We start from the raw sequence: 21,976 nt of genomic DNA on the forward strand, positions 1-21,976 counted from the left end.
ATAAAATGGAGTTTGAAACAGTAATTGGTCTTGAAGTTCATGTGGAGTTGAAAACAGATTCGAAGATCTTTTCAGCTAGCCCAAACCATTTCGGGGCTGAGCCAAATACAAATACAAGTGTCATTGATCTTGGATATCCCGGTGTGCTGCCGGTCTTAAATAAAAAAGCGGTTGAATTCGGAATGAAGGCAGCCATGGCCTTAAATTGCCAAGTTGCCACTCATACAAAATTTGACCGTAAGAACTATTTCTATCCAGATAATCCAAAGGCCTATCAGATTTCTCAATTCGATAAGCCAATTGGGGAGCATGGCTGGATTGAAATTGAAGTAAATGGCTATACAAAACGAATTGGAATCACAAGGATTCACTTAGAAGAAGACGCCGGGAAACTAAGTCACGGGAATGGATATTCACTAGTCGACTACAACCGTCAGGGAACACCGCTTGTAGAAATCGTATCTGAACCTGATATCCGTACACCTGATGAGGCCTATGCTTATCTAGAAAAATTAAAATCGATTATTCAATATACGGGAGTATCAGATTGTAAGATGGAAGAAGGCTCTCTCCGTTGCGACGCCAATATATCCATTCGTCCGGTTGGACAAAAAGAGTTTGGAACGAAGACAGAATTAAAGAACTTAAACTCGTTCAATTTTGTTCGAAAAGGGCTTGAATTTGAAGAGAAAAGACAGCGTGAAGTTGTCTCTAACGGCGGAAAAATCGATCAGGAGACACGTCGATTTGATGAAGCGACTGGCGCTACACTGCTTATGCGTGTAAAAGAAGGGTCCGATGATTATCGTTACTTCCCTGAACCAGATTTACTAGATATTTATATTGATGAGGAATGGAAAGCAAGAATAGCCACTGAAATACCAGAGCTTCCAGATCAGCGCCAAAAGCGCTATGTAGAAGAGCTAGGCTTACCTGTTTATGACGCCAAGGTTTTAACGGTAACGAAAGAAATGGCTGATTTCTTTGAAGGTACAGTAGCTGCTGGTGCAGAGGCGAAATTAGCTTCGAACTGGATTATGGGAGATGTATCTGCTTACCTGAATTCAGAAGGAAAAGAACTTCATCAAATTGCCTTAACACCTAAAAGCTTAGCAAGTATGATTAAGCTCATTACAAACGGAACGATTTCTTCAAAAATTGCTAAAACCGTTTTTAATGAGTTGATTGAAAACGGCGGAGATGCTGAGAAAATTGTTAAAGAAAAAGGGCTCGTACAAATTTCAGATGAGGGAACATTGTTGAAAATCATTTCCGAAGTTCTCGATGCAAATCCACAATCCGTTGAAGATTTTAAAAATGGTAAAAATAAGGCAGTAGGTTTCCTTGTTGGGCAGCTAATGAAGGCTACAAAGGGACAGGCAAACCCACAAATGGTAAATCAATTATTGCAGCAGGAATTAGGCAAACGATAAACGGCAAACAGGCAGATTCTACTCTGTCTGTTTTTTTGTCGAATCAATCATCGACTTATTCCGCATCATTTCCTGGGAAAAAGCTTTATTTCCTAAGGCTTTAAGCAAAACTAATTAAACGTTTGATTAGACGACAAAAATCTACCCTTTTTTGGAAATAAAGCCTTTTGCAATAGGCTTGAAAATCATTTTAATTAAACGTTTAATTAGTATAATTTGAGTGGTTTTTTGTCGAGTAGTTGAGTGAATTTCAAAATGATCAGATTTCAGGAAATAATAATATAAAAAGTGACAATAAATTCATGAAAAAAGCTATAGAAAGTAAGTGGTTATAAGGGTTTATTCTAATTCTAATCAAACGATTGTTTAGTCGACAGAATTCCCCCCTTTTTTAAAGAAAAACTCTTTTAAAACAAAGGTTAAAGTCCATTTTAATCAAACGTTTGTGTAATGGGAAAAGGAGAAATTTGCTGAATACCCCAATAGAAAAACGCTCGAACAATTACGAGCGTTTTCTTCATGACTTATTTTTGTTTTAATAAACGTACACTTTCATCAAACTCTTTTTCAATGTCTTCATTTTTCTTATATGTGACTAAGCTTACGATTACAGCAACAACTAAGTTAAAAACAAATCCAGGAACGATTTCATAAAGTGTTTCGCCAAGTCCAACGTTTTTCCAAACAATAACTGTTACAGCACCGACAATCATTCCGAAAAGGGCTCCCCAATTCGTAATCTTTTTCCAGAATAGACTTAAGAGAATGATTGGTCCGAAAGCGGCACCGAAGCCTGCCCATGCATAGGCAACTAGGTCTAATATCGTGCTGTTTTGTTTGAAAGCAAGTGCTGCTGCAACCACAGCAACAAGGAGAACGGCCATTCTACCTAAGAATACTAGATGCTTATCACTTGCATTTTTGTTCATAACCACTTTATATAAATCTTCTACAAGTGCACTAGAAGTAACGATTAATTGAGAAGAAATCGTACTCATTATCGCAGCAAGAATAGCAGCTAATGCAAAACCTGCAAACAATGGATGAAACAAAATTTGACTTAATTCAATAAAAACGGCTTCAGGATTTTCCAATACATGCTGCGGATTCTGATGAAAGTAGGCTATTCCGATTAATCCTGTAAAGATTGTACCAATAAGCGAAATAATCATCCAGCTCATACCAATACGACGGGCACTTTTTGTTTCATTAATCGTTTTGATTGCCATAAAGCGGACGATGATATGCGGCTGGCCAAAATACCCAAGTCCCCACGCCATTGCAGAAACAATACCTAAAAAGGTCGTTCCTTTTAATAAATCAAGTTTAGAAGGATCGATTGCTCTGATGGTATCAAACGTTTCGCTAGGACCACCAGTACTAAAGATTCCAATTGCCGGAATAAGTAAAAGGGCAATAAGCATCATTAATCCTTGGATAAAGTCCGTATAACTTACTGCTAAAAAGCCGCCAAATAAAGTATAGGCAACGACAACGCCGCCAACGATATAAAGACCTGTATGGTAGCTTGTGCCGAATGAACTTTCAAAAAAGACGGCACCTGAAACCATCCCCGAAGAAACATAAAAAGTAAAGAATATGAGTATAACGATACCAGATACAATTCGGAGTAGTTTCGTGTCATCTTTAAATCGATTTTCAAGATAGCTTGGAATTGTAATAGAATCATTGGCAACCTGTGTATAAGAGCGCAGCCGAGGTGCAACCAATAACCAGTTAAGGTAAGCGCCAATTGTTAAACCAATGGCAATCCAGGCATCCGCTAAACCGGTCACATAAATACCCCCAGGCAATCCCATTAATAACCAGCCGCTCATGTCTGCAGCCCCAGCACTTAAGGCAGTTACAGCGGGTCCTAAGGATCTTCCCCCTAGCATGTAATCCGTTAAATTGCTTGTTTTGCGATAAGAATACCAACCGATGAAAAGCATCATTGCGATGTAAATTCCAATCGATACAAGCTGAAGTGTTTCAGTGGACATACTTTTTCCCCCTTTGTTATCTTAGAAAAAAATAAAATAATCTTTTTTATATATAAAATATTCTATCAACTAGTGAAAGCGATATCCACTAGTATTTTTTTACTTTCGTAAAATAGGGTAAACTGCTTTTAGAATAGTAGTGAATCCTTTCATTTGTATCGAAGAAATGGAAGGGCTATGATAAAAGAAATAGAAGGGAGTGTTTGATTTGCAATTAAATTCTTGGTTTCAAAAAGGGTTAACGAAAGATGAGTACATAAGTTCAATGACTCGAAATAAAGAAGAAATGACTTCTATTTATGATCGCTTTGAGTTAACAGAAGGAGATAAACAGAAACTCGAAGCAATCCAGTCAAAGAAATTACGAGCTATTGTACTGACAGAGGATTGGTGCGGTGACGCCATGCTAAACAATCCAGTATTGCTTAGATTAGCAGAAGCTGCTGGCATGGAGGTCCGGTTTGTTCTACGAGATCAGAACCTTGAACTTATGGACCAATATTTAACGAATGGCACCTCTAGAGCAATTCCTATTATTATTTTCATTGATCAAGAAGGAAATGAAGTTGGAGTATGGGGACCACGAGCACCTGAAATGCAAGCTCTAGTGGAAAAGGGCCGTGCAGAACTGCCTGATAAAGATGCTCCGGATTTCCAAGAGAAGCAGATGGCATTGTATAAGCGTCTTGGTCAATCTTATCAGACGGACTCTTCTATTTGGCAAACAGTTGCAAACAGTATTATGACCGTCTTATTGTAAAAATGAAAGATCCCTGGCTAATCGCCAGGGATTTTTATTACATTCTCAAGTTACCGTTTTTAGGTGGAATGCGGTCATTAATTAAATTTTTATCATTTATTTTCGGTTCAATTCCTAGGATGAGATTTCGAATATTTGAGCGGTGAAGATAAATTAGAAATAAAGTAAAAAATAAGAAAATAATTTCAAAATCAATTCCAGTTGAGGTATAAGAATAAATCATCAGGCTGACACCAACTGAGATGGAGCCTAAAAATACATACTTAGTTAAAAAAATAACAAAAAAGAATGTAATATAGCTAACTAAAAGCAATGGAAAGCTTGCAACGGCCAAGGTTCCAGCAGTGGTGGCGATGGCTTTGCCCCCGCGAAAACCAGCAAATATAGGAAAACAATGTCCGATTACTGCCAACAGACCAAAGTAAAGTGGTTCAACATCAAGGTGAAAGTATATAGGAAGGTAGGCCGCGAGTGCACCTTTACCTATATCGACCAGTACCACGATAATCGCAGAACCTTTGCCGAGAACCCTTAACGTGTTAGTGGCACCGGGATTTTTGCTTCCATGGTCACGAATATCAATTCCGTAAACCAGCTTGCCCACAATTAGCGCAGTCGGAATGCTTCCAATTAAATAGGAGGAAAGGAGCAACAACCAGAGCATTTCATCATTCCTTTGTCAGAATATCTTCTATTACAATAGCATTTTACCATACTTCAATGGTATGATTTTAATAATTCCTGAATTAGGAAATATTAAAGGGGCGACTAGAATGGAACAGATAGATTTTGGCCAAGTTGCTACAAGTTATGCAAAGGCAAGAGAAGATATTCCAGTAAGTTTAATGGATAGCCTTTATGTCCGGGGTATTTTTTTTGATGGAAGAAAAGTTGCGGATATTGGCTGTGGCACTGGAGCCTTAACAAGGAAAATCGCTATGAGGAAAGCAGATGTTACAGGGGTAGATCCATCAAAAGAATTACTACAACATGCAGTGGCGTTTAATAAGTCGAAAAGTTATACCATTCCCTATCTGCAAGGTACTTCTGAGAATACTGGATTAGATGATTCTAAGTTTGATATCGTAACGGTTATGCGTGCCTGGCACTGGTTTGACCGTGATGCGGCAATGTCAGAATTGAAGCGAATATTAAAGGCAAAAGGGAAGTTGATTGTTATAGATTCCGGTTTTCTTTCAGGAACACCAGTTGTTGAAAAGACGTTTGAAGTGCTATCAAGGTATGTAAGTGGAGGACTTAAACCGGCAGGGACAAAAGCAGAGGCTAGTCAGCGGATTAACGGCTTTCCGGCAGAGTGGTTCGAAGAATGGCAAACGAATGGGTTCGAGTTAAGGGATTTATATAAACTTAACTATAATGTTGCCTTTACAAAAGAGACATGGATAGAAAGAATGGAATCCATCTCCTGGCTTGCTGGATTGGAAAAGGATATTAGGAATAAGGCGCTGCAGGATTTAACTGAATCCTTATCCGACAATGAAACGTTCGTAATTCCACACGAATGTAATGTTTGTATATTAAGACTTCAAGAATAGATATCCCTAAAACGTGCGAGTCTACCGCACGTTTTTTAATGTTGTTTTTTCATTGGTTGGTACTCTCCAACAGAACAATAATTTTAGAAGTTTTAAAACGCAGATGATCGGACTCGGTTGCAAAAGGCTTCTTCTAAATATGGCCATGAAGATTAGTCCTAAGTAGAGGGCCTTAAGGACAAATCGCATGAGATATCAGAAAGATTTGTCCTTCATCGAGGGCCTTAAGGACAAATCGCATGAGATATCAGAAAGATTTGTCCTTCATCGAGGGTCTTAAGGACAAATCGGACGAGATATCAGAAAGATTTGTCCTTCATCGAGGATCTTAAGGACAAATCGGACGAGATATCAGAAAGATTTGTCCTTCATCGAGGGTCTTAAGGACAAATCGGACGAGATATCAGAAAGATTTGTCCTTCATCGAGGATCTTAAGGACAAATCGGACGAGATATCAGAAAGATTTGTCCTTCATCGGGGGTCTTAAGGACAAATCGCACGAGGTGTCAGAAAGATTTGTCCTTCATCGAGGGTCTGAAGGACAAATCGGACGAGATGTTAGAAAGGTTTGTCCTTAAACGAGGATCTTGAGGACAAATCACAAGTATTGACCTTTCATTTGGTAAAGCTGTCATAATATGTCTGAAGTAATCTCTCGGTTATTTTGATTAGAAAGAAGCCTTTTTAATAGTCCCTATAACATAAATCCATTAACAGAGCCTTTTATGCTACTATTTTATCTGGAATCAAAAATATTTTTAAAAAAAGTGTAGGGTTTGTAACAATCATCTCGTCTATTAAGGTGAAGGTCAGGAGAAAGGGGGAGAGTGCGATTAGTGATTCAGCTTTAATACAAAATGTGATGGACGGCAGTGACCATGCCTTCAGGCTTTTGGTTGAGAAGTACCGTAATGACGTGTTCCGGACCGTCTATGCTGTACTTCGTGATCAAAAGGAAGCAGAGGATGCCGCTCAAGAAGTATTTATGAAGATTTATTCCTCTCTCTCCCAATATGAGAATCAAGGCTTTAAGACTTGGATGACTAGGATAGCTGTTAATCATGCAATCGATATAAAAAGAAGGCAAGCACGAAGAAAAGAAGAAGTGATGGAGGCATTGGAGCAGGAGGTGCTGGGCACTCCAAAGGATGGGGTTGAGAAAGAAATAATTGTTAATGAAAGACGAAAGCTTGTACGAAATAGACTTAATGAGCTTCCTGAGAATTATCGGGATGTCATCTATGGTTTCTATATAGCGGAAAAAAGTTATCAGCAGATGGCTGAAGAACAGAATGTTCAGGTAAAAACAATTGAAACAAAGCTTTATAGGGCACGTGTATGGATGAAAAAGAATTGGAAGGAGGACGATTTTTCATGAAGCATTTTCGTTATGATGAGTGGTTGAGCTATGTAAGAGACGAAGTTAGCGGGAAGACCCGAGAGGAACTTGAAAGTCATCTATATACTTGTGATCAATGTCTTGAACATTACCTATTAGCTGTCTCAGAACATGAATCATCACTTCCAGTTCTTTCAGATGAGAACAGCTTTACAGACCTGGTAATGGCGGAGGTTTCTAAACAAAAAGAATTCAATGAACAACCGCCAGTGGTGAAACAGTCTGTAAAAAAGAAAAAGCCTTTCTATCAACAGGCCGCTTTTCACTATTTCATTGCAGCTGCTGCAACATTATTGCTTACTTTTTCAGGAGTGTTCCAATCACTTGCTGCCTATGCAGGTGCTATAGAGGCACCGCAGTATAGTAAGGAAAAAAAGCCTACGGTTACAGAGGGTGTTATTGATAAAACATTTGCATGGATGGATTCTTTAGAGAAAAAGGAGGCAAATAAAAAATGAAAAGTTCTACGAAGGCGTTAACTCTATCGTTATTTCCTGGCCTCGGTCATATATATTTCGGCAATATGTTTCGGGGAGTTTTTTATCTATTGTCTGTAGTTAGTTTAGCTTTCTGTACGGTGATCTGGCTGATGGGCAACAATGGGCAATTAGCAGTATTGTTCTTTATGATAGGTATCTTTATTTACTTGGTAAGCTTTATTGATATGGGGGTGCAAATCTCTAAACAAAAGAAATCGTTAAAAGCTGCCAATCCTGATGTTCCTAATTCAGTAGTAACACAAGAGTCTGAAAGGTTCTATACAATTGCGTTGTCGTTTGTACCAGGTCTCGGCCATTTCCAGCTTGGGCTAATGAATCGCGGTTTAACATTGTTAGCAGCTTTCTTAGGGCTGGCTGTGATGGTGATCTTTGTTACGGCGTTAAGCGGCCGCGGTGAGTTTATGGTGTTCTTGTTAGGACTGCCCATCATTTGGGTGTACGGGTTTTTTGACGCAGTGCAACAGGTAAGTAAGAAGCAGCGTGGCGAAGAACTTGTTGACCGTACTATTTTTGAAGATTTTGAAACACGGAGAGAAGATGGAAAAAAGAGCAAATCGATTGCTACCTTCCTTTCGATTTTTCCTGGTGCAGGACACCTTTATCTAGGATTACAAAAACGCGGCATTCAGTTAATGGCAGCGTTCCTGTTTTCCATCTATATTCTAGATATTTTACGCCTTGGGATCTTTTTGTTCCTGATTCCAATTATCTGGTTCTATAGCTTCTTTGATGCAATGCAGAAGGTATCCAAATACGGTGAGGAAGAAATGGAGGATGTTCCAATTATTTCTTACTTAATTAATCATCAAAAGTTGGTTGGAATTGGTTTAGTCGTAATGGGGCTCTATTACCTATTCATGAATGTGGTCATTCCCGTCTTTGCCCCGATGCTGTCTAATATGATCAATATAGATTTAATGTATTGGGTACAAAGTTATTTTCAAACGGGGATTGTATGTGTGCTGTTAATTGGCGGCGGCATTAAGCTTTTGGCCGGCAGCAAGCATAAGAGGGAGGAGAGAAAATCATGAAAAGGTGGAAAAACACGATTACAGGGGTGCTCTTAATCGGGGCAGGAATTGGCTTCCTTTTTAGAAAAAGAAAGGAGGAACAGGCATGAGAACATGGCGTGTTGGTACGTTTTCGATGGGGGCCTCGCTTCTTTTACTAGGTCTCTTCCTGTTTCTTTCAAGGTTTTTAGGATTGGATCTTGTCCATGTGATGTCGGCATGGTGGCCGGTACTATTAATTGTTCTTGGGAGTGAAATTCTACTCTACTTATTCTTCTCGAAACAGGAGAAGCCAATTTTAAAGTATGATTTTGTCAGTATCCTCTTTGTTGGGTTGCTCGGAATGGCAGGAATACTGTTTGCTACTCTTAGTGCAACCGGTATTATGGGGAAAGTGGAGGAAGTGGTTGCCAGGGAAGAACGTTCCTTTGAGCTGCCGGACTTCTCCTATCAAGTGGATGATAGGATTAAACGAGTTGTCGTGAGGACAGTCGCCTACCAAACCACGATTGAAGCAACTGAAGAAAAAGAGGTATCGATGTTTGGGACTTACAGGACACAGACCGCTAAAAAGGAGAAGCTCTTAGCGAGTGCCAATGATTATGTGTATGCAAAAAGAAAGGGAGATACTCTTTATATAAACGTTAAGACACTTCCGAACGAATTGGGTCCTTTTTATAGTCATCGTGAAGTTGCTTCAACCATTCTTATTCCTAGGGATGTGGAGCTTGAGGTAATTAGTACCGGAGCAGACATTACGTTAAACCCAAGGGAACTCGAGAATCATTGGAATATTAAAGGTGTATCGTCACTAGATATTAAGGTTGCTGAAACGAGCAACTTGAGTGTTCAGGCGGTTGACGTAGATGGAGTTAATGGTGCGGACGGCGCATGGAATATTACAAAAGAAGGTGATCCTAATCTGGGTGACCGTGTAGACGCTGTACACAAGTCTGGTGAGGGTAAGTACCATATTACCATTTCGAATACACATTATGTTAGCTTAAATCGTAATTAGTTCAGCATTTTACTTTTTGCAAATTAATAAAAAAAAGGTATGATAGTAGACGGCAGAGATATGGACAGAATAATATTTGTGTCTTGGGTTAATAATTGTAAGCCAAGGGGTAAATTGGTAGAATATAGAAGGGCCGTCAATGCCATCTAATGATTTCAAAAAATAGGATGATGAATGATGAAACGAGCAAGGTTAATATATAATCCTACTTCAGGGCGGGAAATTCTTAAACGCCATCTAGCAGAAATACTAGAGAAACTTGAGATTGCCGGATATGAAGCCTCTTGTCATGCGACCACTGGTGCTGGAGATGCGACGGCTGCCGCTCGGATAGCAGTAGAACGACAATATGATGTTGTCATAGCTGCTGGAGGTGACGGTACCATTAATGAAGTGGTTAACGGGCTTGCAGAGCAGGAGTACCGTCCCAAATTAGGTATTATTCCTTCAGGTACAACAAATGATTTTGCGAGAGCACTGCATATACCAAGAGATATTGGTGCAGCGGTTGATATTATTACAAAAGGTGATCGAATTCCGGTGGATATTGGTCGAATCAATGACCGTTATTTTATCAATATCGCCGGCGGCGGGAGAATCACGGAGCTTACATACGAAGTTCCAAGTAAACTAAAGACGATGCTTGGGCAGCTTGCCTACTATCTAAAAGGCATGGAAATGCTCCCTTCGATTAAGGCGTCAGATATAAGTATCGAGTATGATGGCAAGCTTTTTGAAGGGGAAGCGATGTTGTTCCTTGTAGGGCTGACGAATTCAATCGGCGGCTTTGAAAAGATTGCTCCTGATTCTTCGATTAATGATGGACTATTTTCATTACTTATCTTGAAAAAAATTAACTTGGCGGAGTTTATTCGAGTTGCAACGCTGGCCATTCGAGGTGAGCATGTGAATGATCCCAATGTGATTTATGCTAAAGCGAGCCGGATTAAAGTACATTCTAATGAAAAGGTACAATTGAATCTTGATGGTGAATTTGGCGGATTACTGCCTGCAGAGTTTGCAAACTTGTACAGGCATTTGGAAGTATTTGTTCCCCTTGATGACATCCGTCCACTCGATAAACCAACCGATTGGGTACCGGGACAGAGATATAGCTGATAAAGTTCGTTCCATTGAGGAGCGGACTTTTTTATTTAGAGGAAAAAAAACTTTGGTACAGAATAAATAAAATAATAAAGTACGAAAGAGGAGGCAGAGGAATGGAAAAAAAGGCACTCATTAATATTGATTTTACATATGACTTTGTTGCGGATGCAGGGGCATTAACCTGCGGGAAGCCGGGGCAGCAAATTGAGGAGAGACTGGTCCATATCACACGAGAGTTTATCGAAGACGGCAGCTATGTGGTTTTTGCGGTCGACGTTCATGATAAAGGAGACTCTTTTCATCCCGAGACAAAACTTTTTCCGCCTCATAATATTCGCGGTACTTCAGGAAGAGATTTGTTTGGCGGACTGCAGGTTCTATATGAGGAGAATAAAGAGCGCGAAAACGTATATTTCATGGATAAAACAAGATACTCCGCTTTCGCTGGCACCGACCTTGAAATTAAGCTGCGGGAACGGGGAATAACCGAGCTGCACCTCGTTGGGGTTTGCACAGATATTTGTGTTCTTCACACTGCTGTAGATGCCTACAATAAGGGATTTAAAATCGTTGTTTATGAAGATGCAGTTGCTTCATTTAATCAAAAAGGGCATGAATGGGCATTAGGACACTTTGAACAATCACTTGGAGCGCTGGTGAAATAGTTTTTATAATGGTAAAATTATTAAATATGTTGAAAAAGTAGTTGTTCGGAGGGTTAGAATGAAAAACATTTATCAGGATGATAGCTTAGCACTGCATACTGATCTATACCAGATCAATATGGTAGAAACGTATTGGAGAGACGGAAGATATAATAAACGTGCAGTGTTTGAATTGTTTTTCCGTAAGCTCCCTTTTGGGAATGGATATGCTGTATTCGCTGGCTTGGAAAAAGTCATTCAATTTATCCAGAACTTCCGTTTTTCAGATGATGATCTGGAATATTTAAAAAACGAAGTAGGCTACCAGGATGACTTTTTAGAATATTTAAGGGACTTGCGCTTTACGGGTACCATTCGCTGTATGAGAGAAGGCGAGTTAGTTTTTGGAAATGAGCCGATTTTGAGCGTAGATGCCCCGCTTTGTGAAGCGCAGTTAATTGAAACGGCACTATTAAACATCATTAATTATCAAACATTAATAGCGACCAAAGCCTCTCGTATTAAGCAGGTTCTCGGCAGCGAAATTGCAATGGAATTTGGTACCCGCCGAGCTCAAGAAATGGACGCTGCTATATGGGGTACAAGAGCGGCTTACCTAGCAGGTTTTGATGGAACCAGTAATGTACGCGCGGGTAAATTATTTCAAATTCCCGTTTCAGGTACACACGCCCACTCAATGGTCCAAGCGTATAAGGACGAATATATCGCATTTAAAAAGTATGCTGAGTCTCATAAGGATTGTGTCTTTTTGGTTGATACATATGATACCCTGCGTTTGGGGGTTCCAAATGCTATTAAAGTGGCCAAAGAAATGGGCGATTCTATCAACTTTATAGGAATCCGTTTGGACAGCGGTGACCTTGCCTATCTTTCAAAGGAAGCACGAAAATTGCTCGATGAAGCAGGGTTTAAGGATGCAAAAATCTTTGCATCAAGTGACCTCGACGAGTATACCATTCTCAACTTGAAAGCACAGGGTGCAAAAATTGACAGCTGGGGAATTGGGACTAAACTGATTACGGCATATGAACAGGCAGCATTAGGGGCAGTCTATAAGATTGTTTCGATAGAAGATGATAACGGCAAAATGGAGGATACGATAAAAATCTCTTCCAATCCAGTAAAAGTGACGACTCCTGGGATTAAGAAAATTTACCGTATCATTAATAATAAGAATAACCATGCTGAAGGAGACTACATTGCGCTCGAGGATGAAAAATTGCCAGAAAAGCGCCTGAGAATGTTCCACCCTACGCATACTTACATGAATAAGATTGTGACAAACTTTACCGCTAAAGATCTTCATGAAGTGATTTTTTCAAAAGGTGAGCTTGTCTATGAAATGCCATGTTTGGAAGAATCACGTGAATATGTTAAGCAAAATCTGGCTGCCCTTTGGGATGAATATAAACGTACGATGAACCCCGAGGAATATCCAGTCGACCTTAGCCAAAAATGCTGGGATAACAAAATGAGAAATATAGAAGAAGTAAAAGAAAAAGTGGCTGAAATGAAGGCAGAATAGGTAAATGTAAAGGCACCCTAAGTGGGTGCCTTTTGTATGAAAAAAGAGGTTTGCATGATTTAAACTGAACTTTTATTTATTTTTAAAGAAATCCATGAAAGCATGGTAAATTTCTATACCTTGATAGGTAAGCATTCCTGCTGCTGTTAATGAAAATACTCCAATCATTAAGAAGCGAATCCACATTTTATTTTCCTCCTTATTGTAAGTTTCTAGCTTATCAAATGAGGAGGAGAGATCACATAATTGGATTGATGGAAAACTGGGGTAAGGAAAATGAATATCCTGTTGTGTATCCTTAAAAAGATTTTTTGAAGGATGACTACGATTAATGAAATTAGAATAAGTACACCCACAAAATGTAAATGAAATAAATGCTTTTGATCATCGTCGTTTTGGGATTTCATAATCGAATCATCAATCATCAGCACTGCTTTATCGGCATGATGGGATTGCGTAATTACATTAGAATGATGAAGAACAGTGAAGGATAAGAAAGTAAGGAGAAACACAATGGGTAAAATATTTAACTTCTTGATCGTAACCACCTCCTTATAACCGGATTGTTTTCATTATAAACACATTAGTTGTAATGTTAAATTAAAATGCTCCGACATTTTACGCAGATAGTAAATGGTATACAATCAAATTATGGCTGATTTCGCAATTAGACTGGGTTTATGATACAATCTTGCTAGTTAATTCGGAGCAAAGGAAGTAAATAATGAAAAAAACAATACCGGTTAAAAAGAATGATTACATAGATGTGGTATTTGAGGATTTAACACATGATGGTACTGGAGTAGCGAAGGTGGATGGCTACCCATTATTCATACCAAACGGTCTGCCTGGTGAAAAGGCGCAGGTTAAAGTGATAAAAGTGAACAAAGGCTACGGGTTCGGGCGCTTAATTGAAATCTATGAAAAAAGTCCATACCGCGTAGAGATTCCTAGCAGCGAGACACACAAGTATGGCGGCTGTCAGCTAGAACACATCAGCTATGAAGGACAGCTGAAATATAAGGAGAATCAAGTGCGTCAGGTACTGACCAGAATTGGAAAACTAGAGGACGTGATTGTTCATCCAATTTTAGGGATGGACAACCCATGGCATTATCGAAATAAAGCACAGGTACCAGTCGGTGAAAAAGATGGTAAGCTGATTGCTGGATTTTTTAAGCCTAGAAGTCATGAAATCGTGGATACAGATGAGAGTCTAATCCAGCTGCCTGAAATTAATGAGGCAGTTAAAGCTGTAAAAGAAATTTGCAGCAGATTAGGGATATCTGCCTATCAAGAAGAATCACATAAAGGTATTCTTCGCCATATTATGGCTCGTTATGGACAACAAACAGGTGAGCTGATGGTTGTGCTGATTACCAGAACGAATGATATTCCAAACAAAAACAAATTGGTTGAGGAAATAATCGCACGCCTTCCTAAAGTGAAATCAATTGTACATAATGTGAATTCAAAGCGTACAAATGTAATCCTTGGCGAAAAAACAACGATCCTTTGGGGTAATGAAGTGATCTATGACTTAATAGGAGACGTTAAGTTTGCGATATCAGCTCTTTCTTTCTATCAGGTAAATCCTATTCAAACGAAGGTCCTTTATGATAAGGCACTGGAATATGCAGGGCTAAGTGGGCAAGACTCAGTAATCGATGCATACTGCGGAATCGGAACAATATCACTGTTTTTAGCGCAAAAGGCAAAGAAGGTCTTTGGAGTAGAAGTTGTTCCAGAAGCGATTGAAGATGCGAAACGGAATGCAGAGATCAATGGTATGACAAATGTAGAGTTTGCAGCTGGGGAAGCAGAGGTTGTGATTCCAAAGTGGTATAAAGAGGGGAATTCGGCGGATGTGCTGGTTGTTGACCCTCCGCGTAAGGGCTGTGACGAAACGTTTTTGCAAACAATAATTGAAATGAAACCGAAAAAGGTAGTTTATGTATCCTGTAATCCAGCCACACTTGCGCGTGATTTACGGATTCTTGAAGATGGTGGTTATAAAACGGTCGAAGTTCAGCCTGTTGATATGTTTCCGCAGACGACGCACGTAGAAGTGGTCACTAGTATAGTCCTCCAATAAATAAAAAAGTGCCTGTACACCTGGAATTTGTCCATTTTATCGACTAAAACCGGGATGTGACATAGGCACTTATTTTTTTGAGTGAAATTTGTCCAACTACAAGTGCATTATAGTTCTATCCTAACGGTTCACTAGACCCACAATAAAGGATTGGTATATCATGGAATTAGCAAAAGGAAATGGTAGGAAATTTTCTCCCAAGTTTTAATGAGGTGATTACTATAAATTTATTTAACATAATCTCTGAAGATTTTTTCAAACCACTAACTAGTAAATATAAAGCAACTTATATTGATTGTATCCGGCTAATATACAATACATATAAAACTGAATTGTCGTTTGGTGTTGATAAAGAAGTTATACTTACAGAACTAGAAAGTTATTTTGAAAATCAATCAAGTGAGGATATGATATTTGACGATAACGAAGAGATTGCTAAAGATTCTAGAGCAAAAGCAAATGCAATTTTACGTAGCTTGAAGGAAAGTGGTTGGATTGAGTATGAGGTTTCCAATGACTATAAGGTAAAGATAAATTTGTTTGATTATGCTGCTACTATGATAGAATCTTTCAACAAGATATTAAAGAATGAAGAAATGGAATATCAGAGTCTAGTATCTCAAATACATGCCACCCTTTTGAATAAAGAAGCCTATGTGAAGCCCTATGAATATATTATAAAACGTGTAGTAGAAAATACGGAAGAATTAATAACAGGTCTAAAGAAACTAAATACCAATATAAAGAAATATATTGATGCTATTACAAATGAAAAGACGGCTGGGGAAATTGTACAGGATTTCTTTGTATATCATAAAGATATCGGATCTAAAGCCTATCATCGTATTAAAACAAGTGATAATATATCACATTTTAGAACGTCAATAATTGAGAGTCTTTACAACATATTGAACGATAGAAATATTTTCGAGCGTGCGGTACTAGGCTATATGGAAATAGAGCAAGTAGAAAAAAAAGCAGATGCAGAAGATTCATTGCGAGAAAAGATACTAAATGTTATTTCGGCCTTTAGAAATTATGATGATATTATTTCTGAGATAGACAACAAAAACGCTAAATACATAGGAAGTGCTGTGGCAAGAGCAAAGTTCCTGTTGACTAATACAAATAATGCAGAAGGTAAGATTTCAAAGATACTAGCGTATTTATCTAATGAATTTAATCGTGATGAAAACATAAACCTATATGATGAGGTGGATGACACGCTCCTTGAGGTGTTTAATATATTCCCACAAGGATTTATCGATAGTGACTCGCTATATGTAGTTCCTATTTCAAGGAAAATGTCTATGCCACAAGAACTTAGCCCTACGCTGGGGATTTCGGAAGATGAGCGAGAACGACGGAAACTTGCTTTACATGAAAAAAATAAGAATAGATTTTCTAGAATAAATATTAATACATATATTGAAGAATTATTAAAGGATAAACAAGCGGTACTTGCTTCTACGCTTCCTTTAGATACTAAGAGAGATTTAATACGGATAATTTTTATAAGACTCTATGGAAAAGACAAAAAGTCTATGTATAAAACAACCCAAACTAATGAGGTTATAACTGTTAATGATTTTCGATTCTCAGATTTTGTAATTGAGAGGTGTGAATAGTAAAAATGAAAATATTAAATGAAAGTGTCATACAAAAAGAAAAGTTTAGAACGACTGCTAATAAACTTCTCAATCATTGCTTTATCCTTAAGAAAAAAGACGATACACGAAATGATTATATTTTTATTGTCCAGAATAGAGAGCTTTTCATAGAATACTTTGATTTACTAGGTTACAAAATTGAAATTAATGAGATGCAAGGGGTTGTGGCCCTAACTAATGTTGCTGGAACTGGGAGGATAAGACTAAGAAAAATTGAAAGTGTTATTTTATTAATCCTAAGGCTTTTATACATAGAAAAACGTAAGGAATTAAGTCTAAATGAAGAAGTAGTAGTTTTATCAGATGATATACATGAAAAGTATAATATGCTCAAAATAGAGGCCAAGTCAAACTTAGATAAAACTATGTTTAAAGATACGATTAGATTGTTTAAAAGATTTAATATCATTTCAAATCTTGATAGTGACATTACGATGTCTGATGCAAGAATAAAGATTTATCCGTCTGTATTATTTGCTGTGCCCAATGATAATTTAACTCTTCTTTACGATGCTATAAATGAAAAACTAAATAAATATATGAATGGAGGTGAGCAGAATGATGATGAAGAAACTATGCAGGATTAGATTAATCAATTGGCATTACTTTGTTAATGAAACCATTAGTGTCAATGGTTCATTTTTAGTCAGTGGTGAAAATACGGCAGGAAAATCAACAATTTTAGATGCAATTCAATTAGTTTTAACTACGAATACTCGTAAGTTTAATACAGCTGCAAATGAGAAAAGCAGTCGTGATTTAAAGGGCTATGTCCGTTGTAAAACAGGAATTGAAGGTAGTAACTATGTCAGAAGTGGCAGTGTAATTACATATGTTGCACTAGAATTCTATGAGGAAAAAACAAGTAAATATTTTACTTTAGGTGTTAAAATAGATTCTCCTGATGAGGAAAGTAAACTTACGACAAAATGGTTTAGAGAAGAATGTAAGCTTGAGGAATTATCATTCTTGTCTGGAGGAAGACCATCTATAACAGAGGAATTCAGGAGAAATGATAAAAAAATACAGCTTATTTCTCAGATATCTGAAGCCAAAGCAAGGTTTGGGCAAAGATTAGGAAATTTAGAGAATAAGTTCTTTGAGATGATACCTAAATCATTAGCATTTAAACCTATGGATAATGTTAAAGACTTTATTAATAAATTCATACTCCCAGAAAAAACAATAGAAGTCGAAACTTTGAGAAATAATATAGCCGCATTAAAAGAGCTAGAAGATTTGATGGATTCAACGAAGGAAAAGATATCAGAGCTCGAGATAATTTTATCAAAAAATGAAGACATTGTTTCAAAAGATCGAGAGATAAAGACCAATGAAATTTTAATAAAAAAAGCTGAGATTGAAGCAAAAAAGCTAGAGTGGTCAGAACTGGAAAAAAGAAATCATACCTTAATTCAAAGGCTAAATAATGAACGTGAGACAGAAAAGGCTCTAAAAGCAAGTCTTGAAAATGAGCGGGACAGGTTAACTAATTTACAAATAGCGCTTGGACAAAATGAAACAACACAACTTATCACAGATACAAAGCATAGAATTCAAATGTTACAGAAAGATAAGGGAAATGAAGTAAAAGCGGTGAATAAGCTTAAAACCATGTTAAGCAAAGTAATTGATGCCTTAAGCTTACTAAATAAACATGAAGTTTTTATAATGGCAAAAGAAGAATTATTAAGGTTAGAGTCTGTTGATACAGATACAGAAGCGAAAGCTGAAATTATCTATAAACTAAAAAAAGAATTTAAGAAGTTATATGAAGATTATAGTTCTGAAAATTTTAGAATCAAAGAGTTACTTAAAGAATATAAAGCTCAAAAGCTTAATTTAGAGAAGGAAATAAAGAATCTTAAAAATAAGAAATTGACATACCCGGAAAATACGATAAAACTGAAAACCGCAATTGAAAAGGAATTTATTAATCAAGGAATACGTGGTGAAGTAAGGATATTTTCCGACTTACTGGAGATTACAGATAGCAAGTGGCAAAATGCTGTGGAAGGTTACTTAAACAGTCAGAGGTTTTATATAATTGTTGAACCTCAGCATTATCGAGTTGCTTTAAGGGTTTATAATAAAATAAAAAAAGAAGTTCATACTGTGGGTCTTGTAAACACAGGAAAACTAGATATTAATGCCGTAGCGGAAAAAGATTCTTTAGCCTATCTTGTAAGAAGTGATAATCGTTATGCAAAAGCATATGTGATTTACTTACTTAATCGAGTAACTCGTTGTGATCATATAGAGGACTTGAAAAATAACAAAGTATCAATAACATCCGATTGTATGCTTTATCAAAACTTCGCTGTTCGGAAAATTGATGAGCGTATTTATCGTACACCATTTATAGGCGCACATGCGTATGAAATTCAGCTTAAAAATAGGGAAACTGAGCTGAAAACTCTTAATGAGGACATAAAAACAGCAGAAAACAAGGGGATTGTTTTTGAGCAAATAATTGAAAAAGTAAATCAGTGTAAAATGGATGACCTGGAAGAAAATATTGATGCTCCTAGACGATTAGAAGAGTATAAAGAGTTGATCTTAAGAGAAGAATTACAGCTGAAAAAAGCAGAAGCGAATCCTAGTTTTATCGAGATACAAATGCAGATTGAAGAATGTAGAAAAGCTGTAGAGAAAAAGGATAAAGATCATACTTCATCAATTAAGAGCGTTACCGAAACAGAAAAGACGCTAGATATAAACACAACCAACATACAACAAATCAAAAGTTTAATATCAGATCTTGAGAGTAATTTCCAAGTATTGTGTGATGAAGACACTGAAATTACTATACAAGGGATTAATAAGTTTAATGAGCAAGTAAAAATCAAATCTCCAGCAACTATAGTTCATAATTTCTCACCACTTAAAGTTGGATTGGAAAATAAGAAAGATGAGTTTTGTACCGAGCTGATTAAGCTCCAAAGCAGCTACTGTAGTAAATATGACTGTGACCTTGGTACAGGGTATGACCAAATCAATGAATATATTCAGGAACATCATAAGTTGGTAGCATCAGACATCATTAAATATGAAGAAGATTTAAAAAGAGCTAAGGAAAATTGCGAATTGGAATTCAGAGAATCATTTTTAGCAAGATTGAAAGAAAACATTGAAAATGCAAAATTAGAATTCAAGTATCTAAATACTTCACTTAAAGACATATACTATGGCGAAGATAGTTATAAGTTTGAAATTACGCATAATAAAAAGAAAGAAAGTATATATCGAATGATTACTTCGAAGGAAAATAATGAGGGTTATACCTTATGGTCCAATTCCTTTGAAGAGGAATACAAGGAAGAAATGGAAGATTTGTTTGGTAAATTGACTGCATATGACGATAAGGGAGAAAAAGTACTAGCAGAGTACACTGATTACCGCAGTTATTTAGACTATGATATTGTTGTTGAGAAAAAAGATGGTACTGTACAGCGTTTTTCTAAAATCTATGGTGAAAAGAGCGGTGGTGAGACCCAAACACCGTATTATGTTGCAATAGCAGCGTCTTTTGTACAGCTTTATAAGCTTGGGGATACAATTAGGATTATTATGTTGGATGAAGCGTTCGACAAAATGGATGATAATCGGATTAGTTCTATGATGGACTTCTTTAATAACCAATACTTTCAAATTATATTGGCAACACCACCTGCAAAAATCGAAATAATAGGTGAGAAAGTAGATACTATTTTAATGGCAATGAGAGAAGGAAGTACATCTATAATTGAGGAGTTTGACCTATGATTAGCAATTATGAGAAAGAAATTATTAATAGGTTAATAGATAAATATGAGAAAAGTAAAAGTTTTACCGGGGATAATAAAGTTAATCAAAGATTTACTATAAAAATTCCTTCTCTCTTTCCTAAATATAATGATCACTCGGAATATGAGCTATTTGTGGCCCTTAATGATTCCATTGATACTCTTGTTAAAAAATCATATGTTATTGCAAAAGCGAATTCTGCCCATGTATATAGTAATGTTACTTTGAATGTTGATAAACTAGCTGATATATATAAATATGTCGGTAGACAAGAAAAGAAAGATATCTATAACTCAATCCTTGAAATATTGGCAAACTATAAGGAAAGAAATCAGATACTAAATCTATATTGCACATCCCAAAACGAGAGAATTGATTCTAATAAATCCATACAGTTTTTCAATGATGATTTGGTTGAATTAGATAACATCTTATTAGCAGTTGATGAATTATTAAAGGTTGACACAGAGACATTTGTAAGAGATTTTTCTGTTAAAGTTTTCAAAGATTCTAAAGTTTTCGAGAGAATAGCAGGCAAGGTGGTAAATCTCATATATGAGTACGGGAACTTTCCTGAGAAAGATAAGGTTTTAGGGAATTTAAATATTATTAAAAACCCCACTTATGTTAACTTTAAAGGTCCAGGAAGTATTTCTATAAAGGAACAGAGGCTTGACTTAACTAATTTTAGGGGAGATCTTGCAGTCTCATCCATCATGCTTTCAGATATCGATAAAATTGATATTACAGGTAAAGCTGTCATTACCATTGAAAATCTAACAAGCTTCCACACATTCAGTGATAAAGAAATGTTTGCTATTTACCTCGGGGGATATCACAACTCTGTAAGACGAGATTTTGTTAAAAAGTTACACCAACAAAATCCACAGAAAGCTTTTTATCATTTTGGTGATATTGATGCTGGTGGATTCAACATATTAGAGCATTTAAAGCATGATACGGGAATAGGTTTCATACCGTATAAAATGGATATTGAGACTTTAAAAGCATATAGAAATTACACGAAAAAGCTAACAGAAAACGATAAGAAAAGGCTTCTAATGCTGGTTGATGGCCCATACAGTAATGTTGTTAAATATATGCTTGATAATAATTGTAAGTTAGAACAAGAAGCTATAAATGTATAACGTACCTTGATAGAAGATCATTCCTCTATCAAGGATTACAAATAAAAGTGTAAAGGGAGTTAGCAGGTTTAATACCTGTTAAACAAATTCTCACCGGATACAAAACAATTACAAGGAGAAAAAATCATCACTAACAGCCTGCACATCATAAATGCAATCGTTTAAATGAACTAGTTACTGATGTCGAGGAAAAAATCCATCTTGAGAGGATGCTCAATAAGGTTTGTATGGATATTGGTGGTAAAAAAAGAAAGTAAATGGATGATTGCACTGCTGTGATTAAGGAGAGTGGTCACTTTT

At 36.9% G+C, this 21,976-nt stretch carries 19 protein-coding genes; 16 read left to right on the top strand and 3 right to left on the bottom strand.

From position 1 onward, the window contains the following. Positions 1-5 precede the first annotated feature (5 nt). Positions 6-1,433 (top strand): Asp-tRNA(Asn)/Glu-tRNA(Gln) amidotransferase subunit GatB, encoded by a 1,428-nt coding sequence (gene gatB, locus QNH29_RS02070; RefSeq protein WP_283863209.1) that lies wholly within the window; start codon positions 6-8, stop codon positions 1,431-1,433. 524 nt (positions 1,434-1,957) lie between these two features. Here gatB and putP read toward each other — a convergent pair. Beyond that, a complete protein-coding gene (gene putP / locus QNH29_RS02075; protein WP_283863210.1) occupies positions 1,958-3,436 on the bottom strand; it encodes a sodium/proline symporter PutP in 1,479 nt (492 codons plus the stop codon). Positions 3,437-3,644: 208 nt separating this feature from the next. Here putP and QNH29_RS02080 point away from each other — a divergent pair, with 208 nt between their 5' ends. Further along, the gene (locus QNH29_RS02080) at positions 3,645-4,196 is read left to right on the top strand and encodes a thioredoxin family protein (RefSeq protein WP_283863211.1); all 552 of its coding nucleotides are present in this window, start codon (positions 3,645-3,647) and stop codon (positions 4,194-4,196) included. A 37-nt stretch (positions 4,197-4,233) separates the two neighbouring features. Here the strand turns inward: QNH29_RS02080 and plsY are convergent, their stop codons facing one another. Further along, entirely contained in the window at positions 4,234-4,860 is a 627-nt protein-coding gene (gene plsY / locus QNH29_RS02085; protein ID WP_283863212.1) for a glycerol-3-phosphate 1-O-acyltransferase PlsY, read from the bottom strand. A gap of 109 nt (positions 4,861-4,969) precedes the next feature. Here plsY and QNH29_RS02090 point away from each other — a divergent pair, with 109 nt between their 5' ends. From QNH29_RS02090 to QNH29_RS02130, 9 genes are all read left to right on the top strand, one after another. Then, complete coding sequence (locus tag QNH29_RS02090) at positions 4,970-5,752, top strand: class I SAM-dependent methyltransferase (protein ID WP_283863213.1); 783 nt, start codon at positions 4,970-4,972, stop codon at positions 5,750-5,752. 803 nt (positions 5,753-6,555) lie between these two features. Continuing rightward, positions 6,556-7,131 (top strand): RNA polymerase sigma factor, encoded by a 576-nt coding sequence (locus QNH29_RS02095; protein WP_283863214.1) that lies wholly within the window; start codon positions 6,556-6,558, stop codon positions 7,129-7,131. After that, a complete protein-coding gene (locus QNH29_RS02100) occupies positions 7,128-7,610 on the top strand; it encodes an anti-sigma factor family protein (protein WP_283863215.1) in 483 nt (160 codons plus the stop codon). The genes QNH29_RS02095 and QNH29_RS02100 overlap by 4 nt, the downstream gene beginning before the upstream one ends. Beyond that, a complete protein-coding gene (locus tag QNH29_RS02105; protein WP_283863216.1) occupies positions 7,607-8,683 on the top strand; it encodes a hypothetical protein in 1,077 nt (358 codons plus the stop codon). Before QNH29_RS02100 ends, QNH29_RS02105 begins: the two co-directional genes overlap by 4 nt. Then, entirely contained in the window at positions 8,680-8,772 is a 93-nt protein-coding gene (locus QNH29_RS02110) for an LPXTG cell wall anchor domain-containing protein (RefSeq protein WP_283863217.1), read from the top strand. The genes QNH29_RS02105 and QNH29_RS02110 overlap by 4 nt, the downstream gene beginning before the upstream one ends. Beyond that, a complete protein-coding gene (locus QNH29_RS02115) occupies positions 8,769-9,680 on the top strand; it encodes a hypothetical protein (protein ID WP_283863219.1) in 912 nt (303 codons plus the stop codon). Before QNH29_RS02110 ends, QNH29_RS02115 begins: the two co-directional genes overlap by 4 nt. 177 nt (positions 9,681-9,857) lie before the next feature. After that, a complete protein-coding gene (locus QNH29_RS02120) occupies positions 9,858-10,799 on the top strand; it encodes a diacylglycerol kinase (RefSeq protein ID WP_283865513.1) in 942 nt (313 codons plus the stop codon). Between the two features lie 101 nt (positions 10,800-10,900). Beyond that, positions 10,901-11,452, top strand: coding sequence for a cysteine hydrolase family protein (locus QNH29_RS02125; RefSeq protein WP_283863221.1), 552 nt, complete (start codon positions 10,901-10,903; stop codon positions 11,450-11,452). A 58-nt stretch (positions 11,453-11,510) separates the two neighbouring features. Next, positions 11,511-12,977, top strand: coding sequence for a nicotinate phosphoribosyltransferase (locus QNH29_RS02130; RefSeq protein ID WP_283863222.1), 1,467 nt, complete (start codon positions 11,511-11,513; stop codon positions 12,975-12,977). Between the two features lie 212 nt (positions 12,978-13,189). Here the strand turns inward: QNH29_RS02130 and QNH29_RS02135 are convergent, their stop codons facing one another. Next, positions 13,190-13,489 (bottom strand): hypothetical protein, encoded by a 300-nt coding sequence (locus QNH29_RS02135; protein WP_283863223.1) that lies wholly within the window; start codon positions 13,487-13,489, stop codon positions 13,190-13,192. A 212-nt stretch (positions 13,490-13,701) separates the two neighbouring features. On the opposite strand from QNH29_RS02135, the gene rlmD reads away from it, so the two are divergent. The 5 genes from rlmD to QNH29_RS02160 all read left to right on the top strand — a co-directional run bounded on the left by rlmD (position 13,702) and on the right by QNH29_RS02160 (position 21,676). After that, positions 13,702-15,072: a 23S rRNA (uracil(1939)-C(5))-methyltransferase RlmD gene (gene rlmD / locus QNH29_RS02140; RefSeq protein ID WP_283863224.1), complete on the top strand. Its 1,371-nt coding sequence runs from the start codon at positions 13,702-13,704 to the stop codon at positions 15,070-15,072. 179 nt (positions 15,073-15,251) lie between these two features. After that, positions 15,252-16,700, top strand: coding sequence for a Wadjet anti-phage system protein JetA family protein (locus QNH29_RS02145; RefSeq protein ID WP_283863225.1), 1,449 nt, complete (start codon positions 15,252-15,254; stop codon positions 16,698-16,700). 5 nt (positions 16,701-16,705) lie between these two features. Continuing rightward, positions 16,706-17,329, top strand: coding sequence for a DUF4194 domain-containing protein (locus QNH29_RS02150; protein ID WP_283863226.1), 624 nt, complete (start codon positions 16,706-16,708; stop codon positions 17,327-17,329). Beyond that, positions 17,301-20,507, top strand: coding sequence for an ATP-binding protein (locus tag QNH29_RS02155; protein WP_283863227.1), 3,207 nt, complete (start codon positions 17,301-17,303; stop codon positions 20,505-20,507). The genes QNH29_RS02150 and QNH29_RS02155 overlap by 29 nt, the downstream gene beginning before the upstream one ends. Then, positions 20,504-21,676: a Wadjet anti-phage system protein JetD domain-containing protein gene (locus tag QNH29_RS02160; RefSeq protein WP_283863228.1), complete on the top strand. Its 1,173-nt coding sequence runs from the start codon at positions 20,504-20,506 to the stop codon at positions 21,674-21,676. The genes QNH29_RS02155 and QNH29_RS02160 overlap by 4 nt, the downstream gene beginning before the upstream one ends. Positions 21,677-21,976 lie beyond the last annotated feature (300 nt).

It is taken from the genome of Neobacillus sp. DY30 (assembly GCF_030123065.1).
GTDB lineage: Bacteria > Bacillota > Bacilli > Bacillales > Cytobacillaceae > Neobacillus.

Bases quoted from the DNA above. Each gene is read 5' to 3' on its own strand.
- QNH29_RS02145 (WP_283863225.1), top strand. From the start codon at position 15,252: ATGGTAGGAAATTTTCTCCCAAGTTTTAATGAGGTGATTACTATAAAT.
- plsY (WP_283863212.1), bottom strand. From the start codon at position 4,860: ATGCTCTGGTTGTTGCTCCTTTCCTCCTATTTAATTGGAAGCATTCCG.
- QNH29_RS02160 (WP_283863228.1), top strand. From the start codon at position 20,504: ATGATTAGCAATTATGAGAAAGAAATTATTAATAGGTTAATAGATAAA.
- QNH29_RS02115 (WP_283863219.1), top strand. From the start codon at position 8,769: ATGAGAACATGGCGTGTTGGTACGTTTTCGATGGGGGCCTCGCTTCTT.
- QNH29_RS02155 (WP_283863227.1), top strand. From the start codon at position 17,301: ATGATGATGAAGAAACTATGCAGGATTAGATTAATCAATTGGCATTAC.
- QNH29_RS02100 (WP_283863215.1), top strand. From the start codon at position 7,128: ATGAAGCATTTTCGTTATGATGAGTGGTTGAGCTATGTAAGAGACGAA.
- QNH29_RS02150 (WP_283863226.1), top strand. From the start codon at position 16,706: ATGAAAATATTAAATGAAAGTGTCATACAAAAAGAAAAGTTTAGAACG.
- QNH29_RS02105 (WP_283863216.1), top strand. From the start codon at position 7,607: ATGAAAAGTTCTACGAAGGCGTTAACTCTATCGTTATTTCCTGGCCTC.
- QNH29_RS02110 (WP_283863217.1), top strand. From the start codon at position 8,680: ATGAAAAGGTGGAAAAACACGATTACAGGGGTGCTCTTAATCGGGGCA.
- gatB (WP_283863209.1), top strand. From the start codon at position 6: ATGGAGTTTGAAACAGTAATTGGTCTTGAAGTTCATGTGGAGTTGAAA.
- QNH29_RS02130 (WP_283863222.1), top strand. From the start codon at position 11,511: ATGAAAAACATTTATCAGGATGATAGCTTAGCACTGCATACTGATCTA.
- QNH29_RS02120 (WP_283865513.1), top strand. From the start codon at position 9,858: ATGAAACGAGCAAGGTTAATATATAATCCTACTTCAGGGCGGGAAATT.
- QNH29_RS02125 (WP_283863221.1), top strand. From the start codon at position 10,901: ATGGAAAAAAAGGCACTCATTAATATTGATTTTACATATGACTTTGTT.
- putP (WP_283863210.1), bottom strand. From the start codon at position 3,436: ATGTCCACTGAAACACTTCAGCTTGTATCGATTGGAATTTACATCGCA.
- QNH29_RS02090 (WP_283863213.1), top strand. From the start codon at position 4,970: ATGGAACAGATAGATTTTGGCCAAGTTGCTACAAGTTATGCAAAGGCA.
- rlmD (WP_283863224.1), top strand. From the start codon at position 13,702: ATGAAAAAAACAATACCGGTTAAAAAGAATGATTACATAGATGTGGTA.